The organism is Aliiglaciecola sp. M165 (genome assembly GCF_007197995.1).
GTDB lineage: Bacteria > Pseudomonadota > Gammaproteobacteria > Enterobacterales > Alteromonadaceae > Aliiglaciecola.
In genome coordinates, this window is the sequence record NZ_VKKH01000006.1 from 135,583 (window position 1) to 158,190 (window position 22,608).

General features: G+C 44.6%; 21 protein-coding genes. 14 read left to right on the forward strand and 7 right to left on the reverse strand.

Annotated features, from left to right (window positions below; all coding sequences use genetic code 11):
- Positions 1-45 precede the first annotated feature (45 nt).
- Complete coding sequence (gene yjjX, locus FM019_RS12430; RefSeq protein ID WP_143836266.1) at positions 46-588, forward strand: inosine/xanthosine triphosphatase; 543 nt, start codon at positions 46-48, stop codon at positions 586-588.
- 16 nt (positions 589-604) lie between these two features.
- On the opposite strand, the gene FM019_RS12435 is transcribed toward yjjX, so the two are convergent.
- Positions 605-1,327 (reverse strand): PepSY domain-containing protein, encoded by a 723-nt coding sequence (locus FM019_RS12435; protein WP_143836267.1) that lies wholly within the window; start codon positions 1,325-1,327, stop codon positions 605-607.
- A gap of 200 nt (positions 1,328-1,527) precedes the next feature.
- On the opposite strand from FM019_RS12435, the gene FM019_RS12440 reads away from it, so the two are divergent.
- Positions 1,528-2,520, forward strand: coding sequence for a tetratricopeptide repeat protein (locus tag FM019_RS12440; protein ID WP_143836268.1), 993 nt, complete (start codon positions 1,528-1,530; stop codon positions 2,518-2,520).
- Positions 2,521-2,526: 6 nt separating this feature from the next.
- Here the strand turns inward: FM019_RS12440 and FM019_RS12445 are convergent, their stop codons facing one another.
- Together FM019_RS12445 and FM019_RS12450 are read right to left on the reverse strand one after the other, a co-directional pair.
- Entirely contained in the window at positions 2,527-2,784 is a 258-nt protein-coding gene (locus FM019_RS12445) for a TIGR03643 family protein (RefSeq protein ID WP_143836269.1), read from the reverse strand.
- Positions 2,785-2,892: 108 nt separating this feature from the next.
- A complete protein-coding gene (locus tag FM019_RS12450) occupies positions 2,893-5,052 on the reverse strand; it encodes an exonuclease domain-containing protein (RefSeq protein WP_143836270.1) in 2,160 nt (719 codons plus the stop codon).
- A gap of 160 nt (positions 5,053-5,212) precedes the next feature.
- Between FM019_RS12450 and FM019_RS12455 the strand changes: the two genes are divergently transcribed.
- The 4 genes from FM019_RS12455 (at position 5,213) to FM019_RS12470 (ending at position 10,016) form a co-directional block, all read left to right on the forward strand.
- Complete coding sequence (locus FM019_RS12455) at positions 5,213-5,404, forward strand: CPXCG motif-containing cysteine-rich protein (protein ID WP_143836271.1); 192 nt, start codon at positions 5,213-5,215, stop codon at positions 5,402-5,404.
- Between the two features lie 30 nt (positions 5,405-5,434).
- The gene (locus FM019_RS12460; RefSeq protein WP_143836272.1) at positions 5,435-6,067 is read left to right on the forward strand and encodes a flavin reductase family protein; all 633 of its coding nucleotides are present in this window, start codon (positions 5,435-5,437) and stop codon (positions 6,065-6,067) included.
- An 82-nt stretch (positions 6,068-6,149) separates the two neighbouring features.
- Positions 6,150-8,471: a YgiQ family radical SAM protein gene (locus FM019_RS12465; protein WP_143836273.1), complete on the forward strand. Its 2,322-nt coding sequence runs from the start codon at positions 6,150-6,152 to the stop codon at positions 8,469-8,471.
- Positions 8,472-8,537: 66 nt separating this feature from the next.
- A complete protein-coding gene (locus tag FM019_RS12470) occupies positions 8,538-10,016 on the forward strand; it encodes an FAD-binding domain-containing protein (protein ID WP_143836274.1) in 1,479 nt (492 codons plus the stop codon).
- Positions 10,017-10,021: 5 nt separating this feature from the next.
- Here FM019_RS12470 and FM019_RS12475 read toward each other — a convergent pair whose 3' ends face one another.
- Genes FM019_RS12475 through FM019_RS12485 form a run of 3 tightly spaced genes read right to left on the reverse strand, consistent with a single transcriptional unit; the run spans position 10,022 to position 13,132 of the window.
- The gene (locus FM019_RS12475; RefSeq protein ID WP_143836670.1) at positions 10,022-10,159 is read right to left on the reverse strand and encodes a DUF2256 domain-containing protein; all 138 of its coding nucleotides are present in this window, start codon (positions 10,157-10,159) and stop codon (positions 10,022-10,024) included.
- Positions 10,146-11,687: a cryptochrome/photolyase family protein gene (locus FM019_RS12480; protein ID WP_143836275.1), complete on the reverse strand. Its 1,542-nt coding sequence runs from the start codon at positions 11,685-11,687 to the stop codon at positions 10,146-10,148. The genes FM019_RS12475 and FM019_RS12480 overlap by 14 nt, the downstream gene beginning before the upstream one ends.
- Positions 11,687-13,132 (reverse strand): deoxyribodipyrimidine photo-lyase, encoded by a 1,446-nt coding sequence (locus tag FM019_RS12485; protein WP_143836276.1) that lies wholly within the window; start codon positions 13,130-13,132, stop codon positions 11,687-11,689. The genes FM019_RS12480 and FM019_RS12485 overlap by 1 nt, the downstream gene beginning before the upstream one ends.
- A gap of 158 nt (positions 13,133-13,290) precedes the next feature.
- On the opposite strand from FM019_RS12485, the gene FM019_RS12490 reads away from it, so the two are divergent.
- On the forward strand, positions 13,291-14,415 hold the full coding sequence (locus FM019_RS12490) for a succinylglutamate desuccinylase/aspartoacylase family protein (protein WP_143836671.1): 1,125 nt from the start codon (positions 13,291-13,293) through the stop codon (positions 14,413-14,415).
- Between the two features lie 72 nt (positions 14,416-14,487).
- On the opposite strand, the gene FM019_RS12495 is transcribed toward FM019_RS12490, so the two are convergent.
- Positions 14,488-15,012 carry a hypothetical protein gene (locus FM019_RS12495; RefSeq protein WP_143836277.1) on the reverse strand — a complete coding sequence of 175 codons (525 nt, stop codon included), beginning with the start codon at positions 15,010-15,012 and terminating at the stop codon, positions 14,488-14,490.
- Between the two features lie 252 nt (positions 15,013-15,264).
- On the opposite strand from FM019_RS12495, the gene FM019_RS12500 reads away from it, so the two are divergent.
- Genes FM019_RS12500 through FM019_RS12530 form a run of 7 tightly spaced genes read left to right on the forward strand, consistent with a single transcriptional unit; the run spans position 15,265 to position 22,608 of the window.
- Positions 15,265-15,870: a hypothetical protein gene (locus FM019_RS12500; RefSeq protein WP_143836278.1), complete on the forward strand. Its 606-nt coding sequence runs from the start codon at positions 15,265-15,267 to the stop codon at positions 15,868-15,870.
- An 18-nt stretch (positions 15,871-15,888) separates the two neighbouring features.
- A complete protein-coding gene (locus FM019_RS12505; RefSeq protein WP_143836279.1) occupies positions 15,889-16,569 on the forward strand; it encodes an RDD family protein in 681 nt (226 codons plus the stop codon).
- The gene (locus tag FM019_RS12510; protein WP_143836280.1) at positions 16,566-17,525 is read left to right on the forward strand and encodes a stage II sporulation protein M; all 960 of its coding nucleotides are present in this window, start codon (positions 16,566-16,568) and stop codon (positions 17,523-17,525) included. Before FM019_RS12505 ends, FM019_RS12510 begins: the two co-directional genes overlap by 4 nt.
- Complete coding sequence (locus FM019_RS12515; protein ID WP_143836281.1) at positions 17,512-19,044, forward strand: hypothetical protein; 1,533 nt, start codon at positions 17,512-17,514, stop codon at positions 19,042-19,044. Before FM019_RS12510 ends, FM019_RS12515 begins: the two co-directional genes overlap by 14 nt.
- Positions 19,041-20,225 (forward strand): DUF4350 domain-containing protein, encoded by a 1,185-nt coding sequence (locus FM019_RS12520; protein WP_143836282.1) that lies wholly within the window; start codon positions 19,041-19,043, stop codon positions 20,223-20,225. Before FM019_RS12515 ends, FM019_RS12520 begins: the two co-directional genes overlap by 4 nt.
- Entirely contained in the window at positions 20,222-21,274 is a 1,053-nt protein-coding gene (locus FM019_RS12525; protein ID WP_143836283.1) for an AAA family ATPase, read from the forward strand. The genes FM019_RS12520 and FM019_RS12525 overlap by 4 nt, the downstream gene beginning before the upstream one ends.
- Entirely contained in the window at positions 21,271-22,608 is a 1,338-nt protein-coding gene (locus FM019_RS12530; RefSeq protein ID WP_143836284.1) for a DUF58 domain-containing protein, read from the forward strand. The genes FM019_RS12525 and FM019_RS12530 overlap by 4 nt, the downstream gene beginning before the upstream one ends.

Consider the following 22,608-nt stretch of genomic DNA (forward strand, 5'->3'; position numbering starts at 1 on the left):
CTCGCTGCAAAATTATACAGCAAAGATCAACAGACCTTAGTGAACATGACAAAAAATACCATTACAGCCATTGTCGGCTCTAAAAACCCAGTTAAAGTAAATGCCTTTCAACAAACATTAGCGCGTTTGTACCCTGATGCAGTCATCCAATGTGAAGGTGTTGACGCACCCTCCAATGTGGCCGATCAGCCATTGACTGAAGCGGATACCTGCCAAGGTGCAGTGAATCGTGTTGCCTTTTGTCGGGCTAATTATCAGGCCGATTTCTACGCGGCTATGGAAGGGGGCGTGGATCATTTTGAATTTGGCCCAGCGACTTTTGCTTATGTGGTCATTGCTGACAAACAAAACCAACAAGTGGGTAGAAGCGCTAACTTGCCAATTCCTGCAAGCATCTATCAATCTTTGGTGGCAGGTAGAGAATTGGGACCGCTGATGGACGAGCTGTTCAAAACCCAAAACGTTAAACAAAAGGGCGGGGCGATTGGACTACTCACTAATGACGTTGAAACACGTACCAGTGTGTATACCCAGGCGCTAACGCTGGCAATGGCACCGTTTTTGCACCCCCAGCAATTTGTTAATTAACCCGAGTTGATGTTAATTAACGAAAAGCGCGTTTCCACGAACGGAAACTAGAAAATAACAGTACAAATCCACTTAAGGTAAACACAAGTGCTGCTGAGGCAAATGCAATTAATAAGGGATTATTAAAATCTTCACGTTCATCGTAGTCCATAATGTGCAGCATCCAGAAAAAATCAAAAATTCGCCAGATATCACTTCTTACCGTCGTCAATTGTCCACTTTGAGGGGACACATACAAGGTGGTGTCCCACATATCATCAAAAACCACCTGCCATACTGCCCCTTGGTTGTGTGATGCTTCCTGCGGCGCATTCTCTAACAATTGTGTCGAATTGATATTGCCGTCACCAAGATAATGCATTTGTGCAATCTGATTGACTTGTTGAGCTGTTAAGTTTTGCAGCCTGTCACCGGTGAAAGCGTCAATCGCAAGCATATTCTCCCCATGAGGAGCATCTATGTGTAACAGATAAAAAGGTCGATTCAGCACTTGTGTGAATTGAATCTGTTTGACGGGGCGGCTGTGTTCACGGATCAGCGCATCGAGGGAGTAAACGTAATCAGCGCGGGCGAAGGTGTTCTCCAGTTGTTTATTGGCTAGATGTTTGCCGTGGACCTTCTCCAAAGGGATAGCGCTCATAATGACGCCACCCAGGATCCAAAATAGTATCTGAATGGCTAAGATCAGTCCGGCCCATTTGTGCACTAGCCGTGAATAACGTATGAGGTGTTTGTTCATGGTTTGTTTTTCTTTTTATTTTAATTGTCTTTTCAGGACCATCATAACAATCATGACTTTTGACACATTCGCCAGTCGTTTAGGTTCGCTAATCTGTGCTGCATTAAAACGTTAATTACAAATTGACTGAACTTTCTTACAAATTGATCAAAAGTTGAGCGTTACAGTTCCATGTATCAAAACCTCAAGGAGAAGACACAATGACACGTTTAGGGTTGGTGATTTACGCATTATTCGCATTTTCTGTCAATGCGGCGACGAGCAATTCTGAGCCCGGAGCTGAATTGCAACAAGCGATTTCGAATTTTGAGTTGGGAGAGTTAGATAAAGCGCGTAAATCATTTGTCGAGTATTCGGATAATGCCTTGGCACAAACCTATTTAGCTCGGCTGACAATGGACGAGGATTTAGATATGGCAGAACAGTGGATTGAAAAAGCCTGGCAGCTAGACAACCAAGTTGCGATTACCGCCTATTTCAGGGGAATTATCATGGGTAGGCAGGCGTCAGATTCCATTTTTAGTGCATTGAGCTATGCCAAAAAATCACTCAAATCGTTTGAAAAAGCCGTAGAGCTTGAGCCTGAGAATATTCAATACCGGATGGGCCTAATGCAGTTTCATTTGTCAGCGCCAGGAATAGCCGGTGGCGATGAAGATGAAGCTAAACGTCAACTTAACGCAATTCAATCGATGTCAGATTATCACGGAACGCGAGCATTGCTGTCTTTTCATCAACAACAAGAAAATGACGGCGAATACTTGCTGACGCTCATCGAGGCAATTAAAACCTATCCGGACTTACCTGATTTTTATGTTGAGCATGGATTGTATTTACAGCGCAACAATCAATATGATCAAGCCATTGCCTTATTTGTCACCGCGCAGCAAAAAATGGGTGTTGCAGAAAATAGTGAGCGCCAGCGCTTCATGGCCACTTATCAAATTGGCCGTACCGCCGTGCTAAGCGAAAAGTACTTGCAACAAGGCCATGATGCCCTGGTTGATTATCTGCAACACTCGCCAAAAGATAGAAACTTGCCAGACAAACAATGGGCTACTTACCGCCTTGCGCAAATCCTGCACTTGCAAGAGCAACATAGTGATGCCAAGTCGCTTTTGGTGATGCTAATGAAAACCAAGGACAAGGAACTTGTAAGTCGAGCCAAAAAGCTTCTTAAATCGCTAAGTTAAGGTTAGCTAACGTTTTCGAGCTGGCTTGTATTGTGTAGGGCAGTAACCTCTGCCAACACCTTCTGGGCGAAGTTTCAGGTGTTTTGTGCGTCTACCCGACACGCGCTCGCGCCAGTTTTTGAAGGTTTTAGGCTTTAAGTTAGCGCGCATCAAATTAATCACTTGAGGTTCGGTGAAACCATAAAGTTTTTCTATGGCCTCAAAGGGCGTCCTGTCTTCCCAGGCCATTTCAATGACGCGAGAGAGATCTTGTTGTGAAAGCATACTGATCGTTACCGGGTGAAGTGTTGCAATGAAGTGTCTTACGCACAGACGATATATTTGGATTGGCCAAACAAGCGCTTGTTTGATTTATATTTATTGGAAATAGCATTATATCTTAAGATGAGCCTTTTTTTGGGCTTCTTGGTGGCGGTAATCATTGATAATAAATAATAGTTCAGCGGCCGCTTCTGCATCGGACAAAGCGCGATGATGGCGAGTCATGTCGATACCAAAGTGATGAGTTAAATTGGCTAGGGAATAGGAAGGCAGCCCAGGTACAGCCTTGCGCATTTCTCTTACCGTGCAAAGTTTTGGCATTCTAAAGTTCTGTTCTAGCCTTTCATATTCTGCACGAATAAAACCATAGTCAAAATTGACGTTGTGGGCGACAAATACACAATCGGCAAGATAGGTGCGCAGTGTGTCGGCGATTTCTACAAACAAGGGCGCGTCAGCGACCATTTCATTGTCAATACCCGTCAGTTGCGTAATGTTACGAGGAATATGACGTTGTGGATTAATTAAGCTTTGCCAGGTGTCTACCACTTGATTACCGATCACCTTAGCGATGCCTATTTCGGTGATCCTGTGGTTATTTGCTCGACCCCCTGTGGTTTCAATGTCCACCACAGCGTAGGGCTGGTTGGGATCCAGAAACCACTCAACGGGTGTAATAGCAACATCAAAACCCGCTTTTCGCATGGCTTTGATTGTGATGAGTTGGTTTTTTCGAAGTTGATCACCAGGACCTTTTATTTCTTCAAATCTTAGCCCCTTTTTATCTACAACCATTAAATCCGGATAACCGTCACTGAAGGTTGAGAAATCCTGTGCCATCAAGCGCATTTGCTGTTTGAAAGCGTCCAGTCTGACGTGGTCGAAAAATACGGCGAGGACTTCGAGTAATGACTTGTTCCAGCGAAATATACCATTTGGCGTTCCATATTTTTCTAACATCACCTTGGATACTTGCTTGAAAACAAGTTGTGAACTGGTCATTCGGTACAAACGAGTTTCAATGGCTTGCTCGTGCATTTGATAAAAGGTGTTTTGGCTGAGGCTTTGTGGCGAGTAATCAAATTCAGTGATCAATGCCGTATTATCGATTTCAAAAAGCTCGTGCCAAAATACCAATCCAAACAAGGCGCGCCAAAGCCGGTTTTCTGTGCGAAATGCCTGTTTGGCTAATTTTTGATAGTGCAATTTAACACCGTGCTCAACCGAATCCATATACATTTCGTCGATTAAAATTGGCGTTTGCGCACGCAACATGTCAGTTAATTCACTGGTACGCTTTTGCTGATACTTTCTTGCCAGAAAATCTTCAGCAAAGGCCAGAATGACTTCTGAGTCTGGATTGTCGATAATGCTTTCGAGCTGCTCTTGTACCCATTGTTTGTCACCTAATTTATAACGTTCCCGCAATACTTTTTCCTGAGCAAGGGGTTCATTTGATTTAGCCAAAACGGCTAATGCACAGGGCAAATCAACGTTAAGCAGGTTTTTACCAAGTTTGAGTAAAAAACGGTCACAGTGAGAATTGGCTAAGGTGCCTTTAGGGGCAGGGAATTGCTCGTGATTGTTGGCCAAAGCGAGTTGCTGTTCAGTGTTTAGGGTATTCACTTCTCTGCGTTTGCTTGCGTAATAGTAAGCACTTTTTGCCTCGTCGATAAAATCAAAACGGGCTACATTCATGGTGACGTTGCGCTTTGTCGGCATAATTCCCATGTCTCGCATCGAAAATTTGTTTAAACCGCTACCTAAATTGCCAAAAAACAAAAATAAGAAATAACGAATATGATGATCAAATCCTCGACAGACATAGATTTTCTCAGAAAAAAACTGCTGAAAATGCGATTTATCACAATGTGTTTCGACTGCCTCCAATACGCTGGCTTTGGCATCCGACGATTTGGCTTTTAAACCAGCAAAATTGAGTAGCAAGGCCAATTCTGGTTTGGTCAGAATGTCTAATAATGGTTGTTTGTGCTCAAAATCAACCTCTTGATAAAAGCCCTCATTTATCAACACATCGAGGTGCTTTTGATGCTCGTTGATTTCTTCGTAATCGAGGCTGGTTCGTTTAATGATTGCTGATTTACGATTTTGCCCGCGCACAAACAAACATTGTGCGTCTTCTGGCAGTGCTAGAAATTGTTTGATAAACCCCTTGTCTTCAGCGTCCAAAAGGTGCTCACAGGGTCCTGAAATAAACCCCAAAAACTCGTGAAAGTGGGTCAGGTAATATTTGCTGGGCAACTCTTTCATTGAGAACTAACGATCACGATTTGCTGATTAAAACATCAGTGTAAAATAAAAACAACTGTATATCTAGTCAGTGTTTTAACCAATAAATTCCATCGTAAAGATAATCCATCCCGGGGTAACCCGCGTATCAAGCTCAATACTCCCAACATGAGATCGAAGTATGAGTCTTACCATCGCTGAAAAATTAGAGTGCCCGTATTGCATGGCTTACAATGATCTGGAAATAGACGAAGCCAATGACATTGGACAACAACAAATTGTTGATTGCCAAGTTTGTTGCCAACCAATTGAATTGACAATTGTGGACAATGGATTTGGTATTGAAGTCATTGCAAAGCGTGATGACGACTAATTTTTTCACTTCAAAATACGAGGGTCAAAGATGAAATTCAATGCTGCTGACCTGTCTTCAATGGCACAGCGTTATCGCGCTACCTTTGTCAACTCGCTCTCTGGTTACAAAAGTGCCAATTTGGTAGGTACAGTCGACGCGCAAGGGAGACATAACCTGTGTATCGTCAATTCGGTATTTCATCTTGGAGCACATCCGCCGCTTTTAGGTATGATTTTGCGACCACACACCGTGCGCCGCGACACCCTTGAAAACATTTTACTCAAAGAGTGTTATACGCTTAATCATGTTAACCAAGCTATTGTCGCCCAGGCCCACCAAACCAGCGCCAGATATGATGCCGAAGAAAGTGAGTTTGAAAAAACCGGTTTGACGCCGCAGCCATGCGACGTTATTCCTGCGCCCTATGTACTTGAATCTAAATTGAAATTGGCGATGAAATTGGTCGAAATCAAGCCCATCGAAATAAACGATACTCAGCTAGTGATTGGTCAAATTGAACAAGTCATTGTTGAAGACAATGCCATCAGCGAAGACGGCTTTGTCGACTTGCAGCAATTGGATGAAGTGGCCATTGTCGGTCTTGACGGATATTACACGGCCACGCAAATACACCGTTACGAATATGCTAAACCTGATAAGCCTCCGTTGATTAAAAAATAGCGCGGCGAAACTACTCTTTTGTCCGCGGATTATTTGCTATACTCCGCGCCATTATTGATTTTGTAACCTTGTGGTGTGTTTGATGGCAGTGGCTCGTCAACCCGTTCAGCGCATGAAAGCCGAACGTGGTCTTTATTCTTATCCTAAATACTGGGCAGAGTGCTTCGGTCCTGCGCCGTTTTTGCCCATGTCTCGAAAGGAAATGGACCAACTCGGTTGGGATAGCTGTGACATTATCATTGTGACCGGTGACGCCTACGTCGATCACCCAAGTTTTGGCATGGCCGTGATCGGGCGAGTACTTGAATCTCAAGGTTTCCGTGTTGGGATCATCGCTCAACCCGATTGGACAAGTAAAAAAGACTTCATGAAGCTGGGAGAGCCCAATCTATTTTTTGGTGTCACGGCAGGCAACATGGACTCGATGATTAACCGTTACACCGCTGATCGTAAATTGCGTCACGATGATGCGTACACACCGAACAATGAAGGTGGGAAAAGACCTGATCGGGCTGTGACCGTTTACACACAGCGCTGTAAAGAAGCCTATAAAAAGCCTGTGATCATCGGTGGGATCGAGGCCAGTTTGCGCCGCATCGCCCATTATGATTATTGGTCGGACAAAGTACGTCGCTCGGTACTATTCGACTCCAAAGCTGACATGTTGATGTTTGGCAACGCTGAACGCCCTTTGATAGAGGTGGCACATGGCTTTGCTCAAGGCAAAACCATTGCCCAAATGCAGGACATCCGGGGCACTGCCGTGCTACGAAAAGACCCTCTTCCAGAATGGCAGGGTGTGGATTCCACCCATGTGGATACCATCGGCAAAATCGATCCCATCACCAGCCCGTACGAATACATCGAAGACAAGTGCGCCGTTGCTGAAGGCGAAAGTAAGGTTGCCGAAGAAGCAAACAAAGCTAAACCCATTGTTGTCCAGCCGTTTACCTCGAAAACGCAACGACGTAAGCCGTGGGATAAAACCTATGTGTTGTTGCCACCCTATGATGTGGTGCGGGCTGAAAAAACCCATTACGCCCATACATCGCGTATTCTGCACCAAGAGACAAATCCAGGTTGTGCCAGAGCATTAGCGCAGCGTCATGGCGATAGAATTGTTTGGATCAATCCGCCTGCGTTCCCACTTGAAACCGAAGAAATGGACGCGGTTTTTGATTTACCTTATGCCCGGGTTCCGCATCCAAGTTATGGAAAAGCCAAAATTCCCGCCTACGACATGATTAAAACCTCGGTGAATATCATGCGTGGTTGTTTTGGTGGCTGCACATTTTGCTCGATAACCGAACATGAAGGGCGTGTGATACAAAGCCGTTCTGAAGAATCTATTATTCGAGAAATTGAGCAGATTCGTGACAAGGTTCCCGGATTTACCGGCGTAATATCTGACTTGGGCGGACCCACTGCGAACATGTACAAGTTGCGTTGTAAAAGCCCCAAAGCCGAGCAAACCTGCCGCCGCTTGTCCTGTGTCTGGCCGGATATTTGTGGACATTTGGACACAGACCAAACGCCAACTGTCAATTTGTATCGCAAAGCCCGTGAAGTTGATGGGGTCAAAAAGGTTCTGATCGCTTCCGGCGTTCGCTACGACCTGGCGATTGAAGATCCCAATTATGTGAAAGAATTGGTGACTCACCATGTTGGTGGTTACCTAAAGATTGCTCCTGAGCACACTGAAAAAGCGCCGCTGGACAAGATGATGAAGCCGGGTATGGGCACCTATGATCGCTTCAAAGAATTGTTCGACAAGTACACCAAAGAGGCAGGCAAAGAACAGTTTTTGATCCCGTATTTTATCTCGGCGCACCCGGGAACCGAAGACATGGACATGGTCAATTTGGCCCTGTGGTTGAAAGAGCGTAATTTTAAATTAGATCAAGTTCAGAACTTTTATCCATCGCCTATGGCGAATGCCACTACCATGTACCACACCAATAAAAACCCAATCCATAAAGTGAATCACAAGAGTGAACAGGTGACGGTGCCCAAAGGTGAAATCCATCGGCGATTACACCGAGCGTTTTTGCGTTATCACGATCCGGCGAACTGGCCAATTATTCGTGAAGCCTTGCGTGAAATGGGCAAAGCCCACCTGATTGGTAACGGACCTAAGCATCTGGTTCCTGCTGAAAGTCGGGATGAGCTTAGTGGTAAAGCGCAAAAAGAGTATTTTAAGCGTTCTCGAAATAAATCGGTGGCCAAATCCAAAGGACAAAAAGCATTGACCCGATTCAGCGATGATCAACCCCATAATCGTCCTGCTAAACAAAATAGTGACAAATCAAGCAACAGCAAAGGACGGGGGAACCCGAAAGGAAAAAACGCCGGGAAAAATCAATCGCAACGATCAACTGGGACTATAGCTCGCAACAAACCCTGATCGTACTGATCAAGAATCGTCTTTTTTGTGTATTGGAATGAATGAAGGTTTTTTGTTTCGATACATATGTCTGAATATCAGGTCGTCTGGCTAAAGCGTGACCTGCGCCTGCGCGACCATGAACCCATACTTGCCGCGTCAAAAACGTCGAAACCGATTCTGTTGCTGTATCTTTTTGAACCTATATTGCTTGAGGATCCTCACTATGACGTGCGTCACTGGCGGTTTATATGGCAATCTATGGTTGATCTCAACGCCCAACTAGCCCCCTACAACAGCAAAGTGTTGTGTCTACATGGAGAGGCAATCGAGTGCTTGCAACAGCTGCGCAATGAGTTGGGCGATTTTCAGCTTTTTAGTCATGAAGAAATTGGCCTTGATAATACGTTTCAACGAGATCGCGCGGTGGCAAAGTGGTGCGATGTAAATCAGGTGCTATGGAAGCAAACGCCCTACGGGGCTGTGACGCGGGGCTTAACACAACGCAAAGAATGGCAGACGACGTGGCAACAACGTATGCACGCTCAATGTGCTGATGTAGCGCTTGATACCGTCAATTGGGTGAACGCAGAACAATTTCCTACTAGCCTTAAAGAGTTTCAGATCCCAGAGAGCTGGCTGCAAGATTCGGCACTTTTTCAACAAGGTGGTGAGCGCCGAGCCTGGCATACGCTTCATCATTTTTTCCAAGGTCGTGGTAAGCGCTATTCGAGCAGTTTATCCAGCCCCACCGCAAGTCGCACTGCGTGTTCACGGTTATCGCCATATCTGGCGTGGGGAAACATAAGTATTCGCCAAGCCTATCAATTTGTTCAGCATCAAAAGCCGGTTGGCTGGGGAAGAAGCCTGTCGGCACTCACTTCGCGTTTGCAATGGCATTGCCATTTTATTCAAAAGTTTGAAAGCGAGTCGCAAATGCAGTTTCGTCCGGTCAACACGGCCTACAATGATTATCAATATGACGGCGCAGGAGAGCGCAATTTGCGATTAAAAGCATGGCAAACTGGTCAAACAGGCTTTCCTTTGGTGGATGCCAACATGCGCTGTTTACATGCAACCGGCTATATTAATTTTCGCATGCGCGCCATGCTGGTGAGTTTTTTAACGCATTTGCTAGATGTTGATTGGCGCGACGGTGTGAGTTACTTGGCGAGTCAGTTTTTAGATTTTGAGCCGGGTATTCATTATCCCCAATTTCAGATGCAAGCCGGGGTGACGGGAATAAACATCATCAGAGTCTACAATCCTATTAAACAGTCCCAAGACAAAGATCCTGAAGGCATCTTCATACGAAAATGGTTACCCGAGCTGGCCAGCCTTCCCAATGAATTGCTACATACGCCTTGGCAGATGACCGCCATGGAGCAAAGTATGTATGGTGTCGTGTTGGACGCAGACTACCCAAAACCAATCATAGACTACGAACAAAGCGCAAAGTTAGCTCGCGACAAAGTGTATGGTTTTCAGAAACGCCTTGAGGTCGCCATTGACGGAGATCGGGTTTTAAAACGTCACACAAACCCTGGCAGACCCAGGAATATGTAGGTTAATTAACGTTTTTGACGGTTTGAACTGCATCGTTTGGAGCAGTACTTCACTTCTTGCCAATTTTTCTGCCACTTTTTTCGCCAGTTAAAAGGTCGGTTGCAAACCGGACAAATCTTTGACGGTAAGTCAGACTTTTTGATCACTGTCTAGGGCCTTAAAAAAGAGCTCTGCATCACGTTTTATCATACGAACTTTGTCGTCGGACATCTTGTTCAGCGTTGCATAAGGCATTCTCAGGCGTTGGTTATTGCCTAGCTTTTCTTTGTTGCGCTCTAAAAAATCCCAATACAGATAGTTGAACGGGCACGCTTGCTCACCATTTTTTTCTTTGACGTTGTAATGGCAATGCTGACAATAATTAGACATCTTGTTGATGTAGCTGCCGCTTGCCGCATAAGGCTTACTGGCAAGTAGGCCACCATCGGCAAACAGGATCATGCCGGTCACATTGGGCATTTCAACCCATTCGTAAGCGTCGGCGTAAACGATGAGATACCACTCATTGACCTCATCTGGGTGTACGCCTGCCAACAACATAAAATTACCCAGCACCATCAGGCGCTGAATATGATGAGCGTAGGCGTTGTCACGAGTTTCTTCTATGCATTGCGACAGGCAATTCATCTTGGTGTCCGCTGTCCAGAAGAAGCCAGGCAGGGGGCGCGCTGCCTTGAGAAAATTTTGCTCTTTGTAATCGGGCATTTTATACCAGTACAGCCCGCGCACATATTCTCGCCAACCCAGCACCTGACGGATAAAGCCTTCAACTGAATTGAGCGGCACTTGGCCATCATGGTAAGCATCTTCGGCCAATTGAATCACTTCGCGAGGTAGCAACAAACCGCAATTCAAATAAAAGCTGATATGGGAGTGAAATAACCAGGGCTGGCCTTGGACCATCGCATCTTGGAACTGGCCAAAGTTGATTAAGCGTTCTTCAACAAAGCGCTTTAACACCATGCGCGCCTGATCTCGTGTGACGGCAAAATGAAAATCATCAAGTTTGCCAAAGTGGTCGCTGAAGGAATCTTCGACCAGCGCCAGAACCTCTTGCGTTATCTCATCCGGTGCGAATTTGCTTGGTGTCGGAATATCAATCTCATTGTTTAATGGTTCACGGTTTGCGCTGTCGTAGTTCCACTTGCCACCGGCAGGCTGGTCGTCTTCCATCAAGCTTCGGGTATTTTTTCGCATCTCCCGGTAGAAAAACTCCATTCGAAGTTGCTTTTTGTCTTGCGCCCAGTTGGAAAAAAAGTCCAAATCCGCTAAAAAGCGATCATCATCGAGAATGCTCACGGGCAAGTCTAATTCTTTATGCCAGGTTTGCATCTGTTCAAGCAGGCGATATTCCCCTGGATGAGTGACGATGAGCGACGTTAACTCTAGCTCCCTTGTCGCCGCTTTAACTTCCTCAAAGAGCGAACCACGATTGTGCTTGTCATCATATTTGATATAGCGAACCTGATAGCCTGAGTCGGACAGCTCTGCGGCAAAGTGACGCATTGCAGAAAACAACAAAGCGATTTTTTTCTTATGGTGTTTGACGTAAGTCGCTTCTTCTTTGACTTCTGATATCAATATCCAGTCAGTGTCTTTATCACAGTCTTGCAAACTTGCCAGTGAAGTACTTAGTTGATCACCTAAAATGAGCCTTAGCACGCCTGCCATTAGCTAGGTTCTCGCTCTGCGTTTTTGACTGCCTCGTAATCTTCTAACGCCTGTTTTCGTGAGGCTTTCAGATCAACAAGGGGTTCAGGATAGTCTTTTCCAAGAACGATGCATGCCTCTTTAAGGACGTCCGCTGGCGCTTCCCAGGGTTGATGGATGTATTTATCCGGCAAGGCTGCTATTTCTGGACAATATTGTCGAACATATTCCCCCTGTTTATCGAAGCGTTCACCTTGTGTGACTGGATTAAATATTCGGAAAAAAGGTGACGCGTCAGCGCCCGAACCTGCTACCCATTGCCAACTTGCACTATTGGCAGCTAAATCAGCATCCAATAAACAATCCCAAAACCATTGTTCGCCATGATGCCAATGGGTCTTTAAGTTTTTCACCAGATAAGAACCGACGATCATACGCACCCGGTTGTGCATGTATCCGGTTTGCCAGAGTTCTCGCATGCCAGCGTCTACAATGGGAACGCCAGTTTGTCCTTTTTGCCATGCTTTGAGGTGCGCATTTTTACCCAGCCATGGATAAGCATTAAATTTGGCATTGAAATTTTCTTTAGGCAGTGATGGAAAATGGTATAGCAGATAATGGCTAAATTCACGCCATCCCAATTCGCTCAAATAACAATCTACATCTTTGTTATCCATAGAGCCGGAGGTTTTATCCAGCACGGCATACCATATTTGATTAGGCGAGATTTCGCCAAAATGCAGGTGTGGTGACAAGTACGATGTACCGTTTTGAGCCGGTTCGTCTCGCGATTTTTTATACTCTTCAACCGCTCCCTGCAAAAATTTGGAAAGGTTATCTGACGCGCCTTGCTCGCCTGGTGTCCAGCGCTTTTGCATACCCTCAACCCAGTTGATGTCTGGCAAAAGCTTCAGCGAATCAATGCCTTGATTGAGCTTCTCAACTTCTAGCCACCTAGGGTTTTTCGGGGCGGCAATCGGGCTACGTGGTGAAGGAGCATTTAAACATCCTTTTCGATAATAAGGCGTGAAAACCTTATATGGCGAACCGCTTTGGTTCATGATCTTCCATGGTTCCCACAGTAACGCGCCATTGCTACTGGTAACAGATAAACCGTTATCTGTCAGCTTGGATTTGATCTGTTTATCGCGCTGGATTTGCCAAGGTTCATAACAACGATTCCAAAATACTGAGGATGCTCCGGTTTCCTCAATAATTGCATTTAGGCAAGCTAATGGGTCGCCTTTCATGACCAAGAGGTTATTATTCAGCGATTCATTCAAAGACGAGAGCGAATGATGTAGCCACCACTGGCTGGCACTTCCCATTGCGTGAGGACCAGGGTTTTTATCGTCATAAATATACACAGGGATCACCTCGCCGGACTGACAGGCTTGGCTCAGCGAAGGGTTGTCACGCAATCGAAGGTCTTGGCGAAACCACAAAATGCTTTTGTTAGTACTCAATATTGATTCACTTTGACGAATAATTGGTTGTTCATCTTATACTGAGTTGCACAACATCTGGATCCTCGATACTACAAATACTATTCAAGACTTGTATTTGTACTTAAAAAGTCGGTATAACTCATTAATAATGAGTCAATTAGGTTGTGTAGAGCGTGTTGGTAAACAAATTCGAAAAAGACTATTTAGTGGTTGCGCAGAATGCCTCTGGTCGCAATATGAATGTCCCGCTCTACCGATTTAAAGGCAGTAAGCCGGGACCAAAGGTTTATATTCAAAGCTCAATCCACGGCGCCGAAGTACAGGGTAATGTAGTGATCTATCACTTGATTAATACCCTCAAAACAACACCAATTTGCGGCGAGGTGACGCTCGTGCCGAACTGTAATCCTGTTGGCACCAATATCAAAGCCGGAGAATATACGTTGGGACGATTTGATCCTATCAATGGAACAAATTGGAATCGAGGATACTACTTCGACGAAGCGTTAGTTGAGCGATTTGTCGACACTGTGGATGACGAAGAGCCTTTAGAAAAAGTCAAAAGTCGTTTTCGCAAAGTATTAAAACAAAAAATTGATGAAAAATTGCAGGAAACCTGGGGATTAGGTCTGGCTCAGCAACTTAATTTGAAATTGCAACAATTGGCGTTTGATGCCGATATAGTGATCGATCTTCATAACGGTCCGGTTTCTACACGACATATCTATGTGCCAGAATATGCCAAAGACTCAGCAAAATTGTTTAATATTCCCCATGTTATCCTGATCCCAAACACGTTCGCAGGGGCGCTGGATGAGGCGACATTTTGCCACTGGTGGACGTTGCAAAATCTTCTCCGCGCAAAGCGAAATTCAGATATCAATGTGGATGTTGAAGCGTTTACTTTAGAAATGGGCAGCCAGGAAGTGATTAGTTTTGACGAAGGCCGATACGATGCTGACAGTATTTTGTGTTATCTCGGTGCAAAAAATTGCTTAGAGAGCAATACTTATTTTCCTAAATCTATGCGCCGTGTTGCGGTGACACTCGACAATTATAAAATACTTTATACCCGTCAAGGCGGCATTGTCGACTACTTAGCGGCGCCGGGTGATCAGGTTAAAAAAGGTCAGGCACTTGCTCGAGTGCTCAATGTGGATGAACTTGAAAATGATCGCGCATCGCAGGTCATCGAAGCACCTTGTGATTTGATACCCATTTTGCATTTCCCTTCTGCGTCGGTGTTAAGCGGTACTCAGCTTTATAAATGTTTTACTGATTACTTCGAACTGACTGAATAAACCAAGCCAGTAAAAGCACGCAAAGATGCCAAACAACTGTCATCTAAGGAGCGTGTTTTTGCCCTTTGGACCTCACCATCGCAGTATGAGCTGATTCACCTCAACATCAACCTCTACTGGATCGGTGACTTGGCGGCCATATTGGAGATTTTTTAACTCATATAAAACGATGTCAGGCAATGTGTTGCCGAGGGTTTGTTTGATTGCTTTGAGCACTTTGGTATTGTCCGAAAGTGTATCCGTAAGGATCTTAAATTTATCCAGTTTGGGTTTGACCAGCTCCAATGTATTGTCAAAATCATTGTATTCAATTTGGCCAACTAGCACGCCTTTAGCGTTAAGAGACCCGTCGCCCTCAACTGAAGTGATCACAACATTGAGTTTAATGGTTTTATCCAGTGCATTGATATCAATGGCAGGTTCACTGAAGATTGCAGTCACACCCTGATAGGATTTTTCAACAGGAAAAGATTTGCTTAACGTTTTATTTATAGAATTTTTTTCAATGGTGAACTGATTATTGTAGGGGTTTGCAAAGACTGGCAAGGAAATCATAACAAGCAGGAGGAACGCTACGATGAAATATTGGCGGGTCATTTTTTTCTCCATAGATGAGGCAGCTTTATTATCAATTAAAGATGGTTTGATATGAATGAAAACGAGCGTGAAAGCTGATGGTTGATAAGCCGTTATTGCGCCCAATCTTTGCCGACATCATAGCATTTTTTCAATTGGGTAGTTTGCTTTACATGAGGCTTTTTTGAGGCTGCAATCAGCCTATGTCTATGGCATACTCGATAAGGGGCAAGCAGTAGCTTGTAAGTAGTACCATTTTAACAAGGAAGTAGTATGTCCGAACAATACACCTCAGAAGAAAATATCTATGCGTCGCCAGATGCTGAATTAGTCCACAAAGATGCTGAGAATCTTGAGTCTCAAGCACATTTTTTCACTGTTTCACGAAAAAAGCTTGTGATTATGAGCATCGCTACGCTCAATTTGTACCTAATTTATTGGTTTTTCAAAAACTGGATGCTGCAAAAACGCAATGCTAATTTTTCATGTATTCCGGTATTAAGAGCGATCTTCTCGATTTTCTTTACCCATTCACTGTTTACTCAAATTGACGAAACCCTGCGGATTAATAAGAGTAAAAATCATTTGAATGGTGGGATGGCTAGCTTATATGTGTTAGTGACCATTGGCTTCATATTTATCAATAAATGGGAGCCCAATGCCGGTGATGTTGCTCTATATGCGGTGAGTTTTATTGGTATGGTTGTTGCGCAATTTGTACCGTTTTGGTACGTGCAACCGCTAATTAATGAAATCAATCAGGATCCGCAAGGATTAGAGAATAACCAGCTGACTTTGCTAAACTGGGTGTTTATATTATTAGGTGTCGCCTACTGGGCATTACTCAGTATCGGTGTGGTCGCCATCGCATACCTATAGTCCAAATCGAGAATCAATGTGAAAGTTGATAACCAGATCCACCTAGAAACGGCCGAGGGCATCGATATCCAAATGACCCCTGCTGGCATTGGTGTGCGCACCATGGCATTTGTCTATGACCTGCTGATCCGAATGGTGATCCTGTTTGGAGCGGGGATGATTTTACAGTTTGCCGACAAACTCGGATTTGGTGTGTTTTTCATCGTATTGTTTGTTGTCGAATGGTTCTACCCCGTTGTGTTTGAAGTGACCCGTGGCGATACGCCAGGTAAAAAGGCCTTTGGCTTAATGGTGGTCTACGACAGTGGGTTACCTATCACCTTGCCAGGATCACTGACTCGTAATTTATTCAGAGCTATCGACTTTCTTCCTTCTCTTTATATGCTGGGCGGGATTTGCATGATGTTGTCTAAACATTCCAAGCGGGTAGGAGACTACTTGGGTGGCACTATGGTGGTTTATCGTGAGAAGCCGATCAGAATGAGTCATTTCAGTTTTGAAAAGGCTCAACCCCTTGAGTTAAATCTCGACAGTGAAGCACAAAAAGCCATCATTTCCTTTGCCGAGCGAAGTAAGACCTTCAGTGATCAGCGTCAGCAAGAATTGGCAAACATTCTTCAGCCTGTTACCCATAAAACCGGACAGGAGGCCGTCATCAACATCAAGTCTGTGGCGGCGACTTTGGTAGGCAAGTCATGAAACAGCAAGATTTCATCAGCCTTAGGCAAGACGATTGGAAAAAATTTGAGCAGGCAATCAAAGTGCCGGGTAAAGTCACTGACTATGATCTCGACCTGCCAAAAATGTTTCGACAACTGACTCATGATTTGGCAGTAGCAAAAAGTCGAAACTACAGTCCCGCTCTGGTAGCACGATTGAATGATATGTTATTGCAAGGTCAGCAATGTTTATATCGGCCTAGCAACCGCGTATTTGCGCCACTTTGGGATTTTGTCCGTTTTACTTTTCCTGCGCATCTGCGAGAAATACGTCCTTACATTATTTGGGCTCATGTATTGTTCTACGGTTTAGGTTTACTAATGTTTAGTGCCACCATCATCGAACCTGACTTTGTGCGCAATGTTATGCCTAATGCCCAAGTCGTGAGTCTAGAGAGTATGTACGATCCAGAGTCTGAACACTATGGCAAAGAACGCGATTCGGACAGCGATTTTTATATGTTCGGGTTTTATATAAAAAACAACATCTCCATCGCCTTTCAGTGTTTTGTAGGTGGGCTACTGCTGGGTTTTGGTACTCTGTATTTCCTATTGTTCAACGGAATATTTTTTGGTGCGGTAAGTGGTCACATCGTTAACATTGGCTATTCTTCTACGTTTTTTTCTTTTGTTGTTACCCATGGATCATTTGAATTAACCGCTATTGTATTGTCAGCCGCAGCAGGTGGTGTAGTCGGCATGAGCTTATTAAAGCCAGGGCAACTATCGCGCATTGCTGCGTTAAAGCAAGCAGGGAAAACAACCTTTCCAGTTATCTTTGGTGCGTTTCTCATGTTGATAATCGCGGCATTTATCGAAGCGTTTTGGTCGAGCAGCCAAACGATCCCTAATGCCGTGAAATACCTTGTTGGAGCCGGGTGTTGGATTTGGATTTTGTTTTATATTTTCCCCCGGGGTCATCGTGAAACTCGATAAACTGTCAATTGAAATTCACCCGCGCAGCAGCTGGAAAGCCTTTGATCTAGGCTGCCGAATGGCACTTGCCTGGTGGCCCTCGCTAACGGGTTTTTGGCTGATGGTGACCTTGCCATTTTTTGTTGTATTTAGCTTTGTAGATATTACCTGGGGCATGTTGCTGTTTTGGTTGTTAAAACCCCTGTATGAACGCGGTTTGTTATACATTTTGTCACGACGGGTATTTGGCCAACCGGTTACGGCCATCGAAGCGGTAAAAGCCTGGCCTTCTCAATTGAAAAAACAATGGTTTGCCAGTGTCACCTGGCGGCGTTTGAGCCCGTCTAGAGGCTTTGATTTAGCTGTCGTACAGCTAGAAGGCTTATCTTCAAACGCACGTTCTAAGCGCCTTAATATTTTGCATCGCACAACGGACGATAATTCTGGCTGGTGGACCATTATTTGCGTGCATTGGGAGCTATTTATTCTGCTTGGAATGATATCCCTTGTTGGTTTTGTTATTCCACAAGGCGTCGATTTTGATTATTGGAACGCCATTGTGAGCGACTCCTGGCAAGTAGAGTTTTCCATCAACGTCATGCTGTTTTTTGTGTATGTGCTGATTGCGCCTTTTTATATCGCCGGCAGTTTCGCCGCCTACCTTAATCGGCGCATATTACTTGAAGGCTGGGATATTGAGATTAATTTCAAACGAATTGCAAATCAATATGGCGGCCGTTTGAACAGTGTTTTGTTAGCTGGTGTTTTCTCTGCATTCATGTTTGTTGCTCCACACCATGATGCAATGGCTCAGCAGACTGCAGATCAATCTTTGCTTTATCAACTCGATGATACCGATGGTATCGAACAGCAAAACATTGCCTTTGAAAGCGAAGCGCAAATTCAGCAGATCCTTGATGAGCCACCCTTTAACGGTGAAGAAGTTGAAAAGCGTTATCGTTGGGTTGGGTGGGGCTCAGATGAAGAAGACGATCAATCTACACCACCAAGCGGGTTGCCAGCTTGGTTGATAAAAGTTATCACCTTGATAGCCAATATCTCAGAAGTGTTTATCTGGTTGGTATTTGGTTCATTGTTGTTGATGTTATTGTATTTTAGCCGTCACAACATTGCACAATTGTTTAGTCGCCAAGAAAAGCTTCCTCTGGATGAGCCATTTGAAATGCCTAGTTTTAGTCAGGCATTCCAAAATGAAGAGTTACCTGACGATATTGGTAAAGAAATCGAAAGATTATTGGCGCTAGGTGCATTTAGAAAGGTAATGTCGCTGATGCTGATTTCCAGCTTACTTGAGATCAGTAAACATCAGTCGTTACCCCTGACAAAATCCATGACGGAACGAGAATGTTTGCATGTAATAAAGCAATCTGTATCCGGAGAGCTCGGCGAATTCATGGACCGATTAATAGATGCCTGGGTAAAGCTTGCTTGGGCCCATCAATGGCCATCCTTTGAGCAAATGAGCCAGCTACACCAAGATTGGCGCGGGCTCTTTCCAGTTATAGAGGCTGCAGCATGAAATCGATTGACCATGATGCAGCGCATCGACAAGGGATCATCGTTAAGGTCATATTGACGCTCATGGCGCTGGTCATTGGGTTATACCTTTACAATAGTATTGAAGTTTACGAAGAAACCGTGAGCTCTGGCTTTGAGGCTGAAGCTTTGCAACAGGAATTTCTAGCCGCGCAGGCATTTTTGCAGTTGCATGATAAGAACGTCGAACTAGAAGACGATTATCGGGCACTTTATGCAGATTCTAGCAAAGGTGTGTATCCGCAGTATGACCATACAGTGATTTTGAGCGAAGGCGAAATTGCGCTTTCTTCTGCGCTAAAGGATCAAATATTGGCATGGGTAGAGCAGGGTGGGCATCTAATCCTGGCCCTGAACGCAAGCTCTGAAGAGGACGGATTTCGAGCCAATGCACTGATTAATCATTTAAATGTCGGTATTGATTGGTTACCGACCGATGAATTTGGTGGTTCGACAACGGAACAATATCCTACAGAAATCGTTAATTCAGATGATCAGGTGTTAATGGTCAATCTTGAAAACTCTTACCGACTGGCATTACCGGAATCTGAATCCATTACCTATAGTGTTGGGGATGAGGATGGCATCACCTTTGCGCAAATGGAAATGGGGCAGGGCCTAATCACCTTGCTAACCGAAGTCTATATTTGGAACAACTACCAGATCGATGAAGAAGACAACGTAGAATTGCTCGCATTACTTGTAGGGAATTCACCTAAAGTCTACATTTTTTCTGCCAAGGAATTACCCCATTGGTTCTCATTGCTTATGGATTTTGCTCCCTATTTTATTTGGGTTGGGAGCGGGTTGATCCTTGTGATGATGTGGCGCGCAGCCGTGCGCTTTGGGCCTGTTTTGTATGAAGGAGAAAGTTATTTTTCACCTTTCTCTGTACACATCAAAGCGTCTGGCGAGTACTACTGGCGAGCAGGCAAGCAAAAAGAACTCATTGAAGACGTGCGCAGAGGTATCTTCGCGGCGTTGTATCATAAACGACCCGTTTGTCGAGGTGCGGATAAATCGATTGTTGTCAAACACTTGTGTCAAATAAGTGAATGGCCCGAAGACATCATAGATGAATTGATGTTTAGTCAAAAATCACTCAATGAAAATCAGTTTTCACAAAGGATAGCGAGTCTGCAGACTCTCAGGAAAATGTTATGAACGACTCAGAATTAGATACAAGCTCACCTACAGAAGCGCAGCAATCTGCTCCCAGTGAAGCGCAAAATGATCAGCAACCATCGACCCTGGATCAATCCATATTGGACCAAGCAAAAGCACAAATTGATGCCCTCAAAGCGAATATCCAAAAAGTACTCATTGGTCAAAATGATGTAGTTGAACAAGTGGTGATTGCTTTTTTAGCCGGCGGCCACGTATTACTTGAAGGGGTGCCAGGTTTAGGTAAAACCTTGCTGATCCGCGCTTTAGCAAAAAGCATTGATCTGGATTACAAACGAGTACAGTTTACTCCCGATCTCATGCCAGCTGATGTGACGGGGCATTCAATGTTGGATATTGCATCAGGAAAGTTCAACATTCGCAAAGGCCCTGCATTTACTAACCTGTTGCTGGCGGATGAAATAAACCGTGCGCCAGCCAAAACTCAAGCAGCCTTGCTAGAGGTGATGCAAGAGTATCAAATTACTATTGACGGTCAGAGTTTAGCTTTAGACACACCCTTTATGGTGCTTGCTACGCAAAACCCAATCGACAATGAGGGGACTTATCCGCTGCCTGAAGCAGAGCTCGACAGATTTATGTTAAAAGTGTTGGTCAGCTACCCAGAACACGCTGATGAGCTAACGTTGACTAAGCTAAACACAGAACATCAAACGGGCATCGTCAATACACAAATCAACAGCGTGTTGACTCAACAAGAAGCGATACAATTGCGGGAGCTGGTCAGTCAGGTATTAATGGACGATAAAGTCCTAGAATATGCTGTGGGCTTGGTCCGTGCCACTCGGGAATGGGACGGTATTGTCCACGGCGCTGGGATTCGAGGCAGTATCGCCCTGGTGCAGGCTGCCAAAGTTAAAGCCATGTGCGAAGGCCAAGGCTTTGTTACACCTGATCACGTAAAAGCAGTATTACTTCCTGTACTCAGACACCGTATCATCTTGTCAGCAGAGCGCGAGATAGCAGGCACCAGTAATGAAGCGATCCTGAATGAAATCTTACATCAGGCAGAAGTACCCAGACAATGAAACAAACCGGATTAAGACCTTCCGCTAAGTTTGTTAAATGGCTGATTGCGCTGACAATAATTGGACTAGTGTTACCTTTAGTTGCAACTTTTAATGGGATGACCCAACTCAACCAGTTACCTCTGGTTTTTGCCGGTGTCACCTTGATTATTGTTTTTTACGATTTATGGATCAGCCGACACTCACCCAGACTGGCAGTCAAACGAGATATTCCGACCAATTTGTCGGTGCATACCGAGCAAAATGTAAGTATCGCGCTGGCAAATAGGGGAAATGCTGCAGTGTTTGTGCAGTGCAGCGAGCACATTCCTGAACATTGGCAAAGCACAGCAAATCAACATAAGTGCCTGCTGCAAGCGGGTGAAGTGGCTGAATTCAATTATACCATTACACCAACCCGTCGTGGCCCATCATCCATCGATGCAACAGAAATTCGAATCGGTTCCAAGCTAGGATTTTGGCAACTGGATTGGGTCATTTCCCATCGCAGTGAGCACAAAGTGTTCCCTAACTTTTCCGCTATTTCTGATTTGGCCGGTTTGCAAGGTAGTGTTAATTTAACTCAGGCGGGACTCAAAAAATTCAACAAACGCGGCAGTGGTATGGATTTCCTGCAATTGCGGGACTACCGTGAAGGCGAAAGCATTAAACAAATTGACTGGCGAGCGACAAGTCGATTTAACAAATTGATTTCCAGGGAATTTCAGGAAGAGAAGAATCAGCATGTCATTATTATGCTAGATTCTGGACGCAGAATGCGCGTCCAAGACGATGATCTCAGTTATTTTGATCATGCACTTAACTCCCTCATAATGTTGTCCTATACGGCACTTAAAAATGGCGACAACCTGAGCCTACAAAGCTTTGGAAGCGAGTCTCGATGGTTGAGTCATGTGCGAGGTGCGCAAAGCGTCGGTAAAGTTATGAATCATTTTTATGATTTGTATCCGCAAAAGATTGCCAGTGATTATTTAGCTGCTGCGCAAGAGTTATTGGTTAAACAACCTAAGCGGGCGCTGATTTTATTGGTGAGTTGCTTACGTGATGAAGACTTTGGCGACCTGTTAAAAGCAGTATCCTTGTTAAAAAACAAGCATTTAGTTGCCGTGATTAGCATTGAAGAACCCATCTATAAATCAATTGAGTCCCGTGATATTGCTACCATGGACGATGCACTCACCTATGCTGCATCACAGCGCATAAAGACATCCATTGAGCAAAATATTCAGCGCCTGAAACAACAAGGCGTTATGTGTATTAACGCTCCGGCGCATCATTTGACACCTAATGTAATCAATACCTACCTGAGTGTTAAAAAAGCAGGTCTTCTTTAA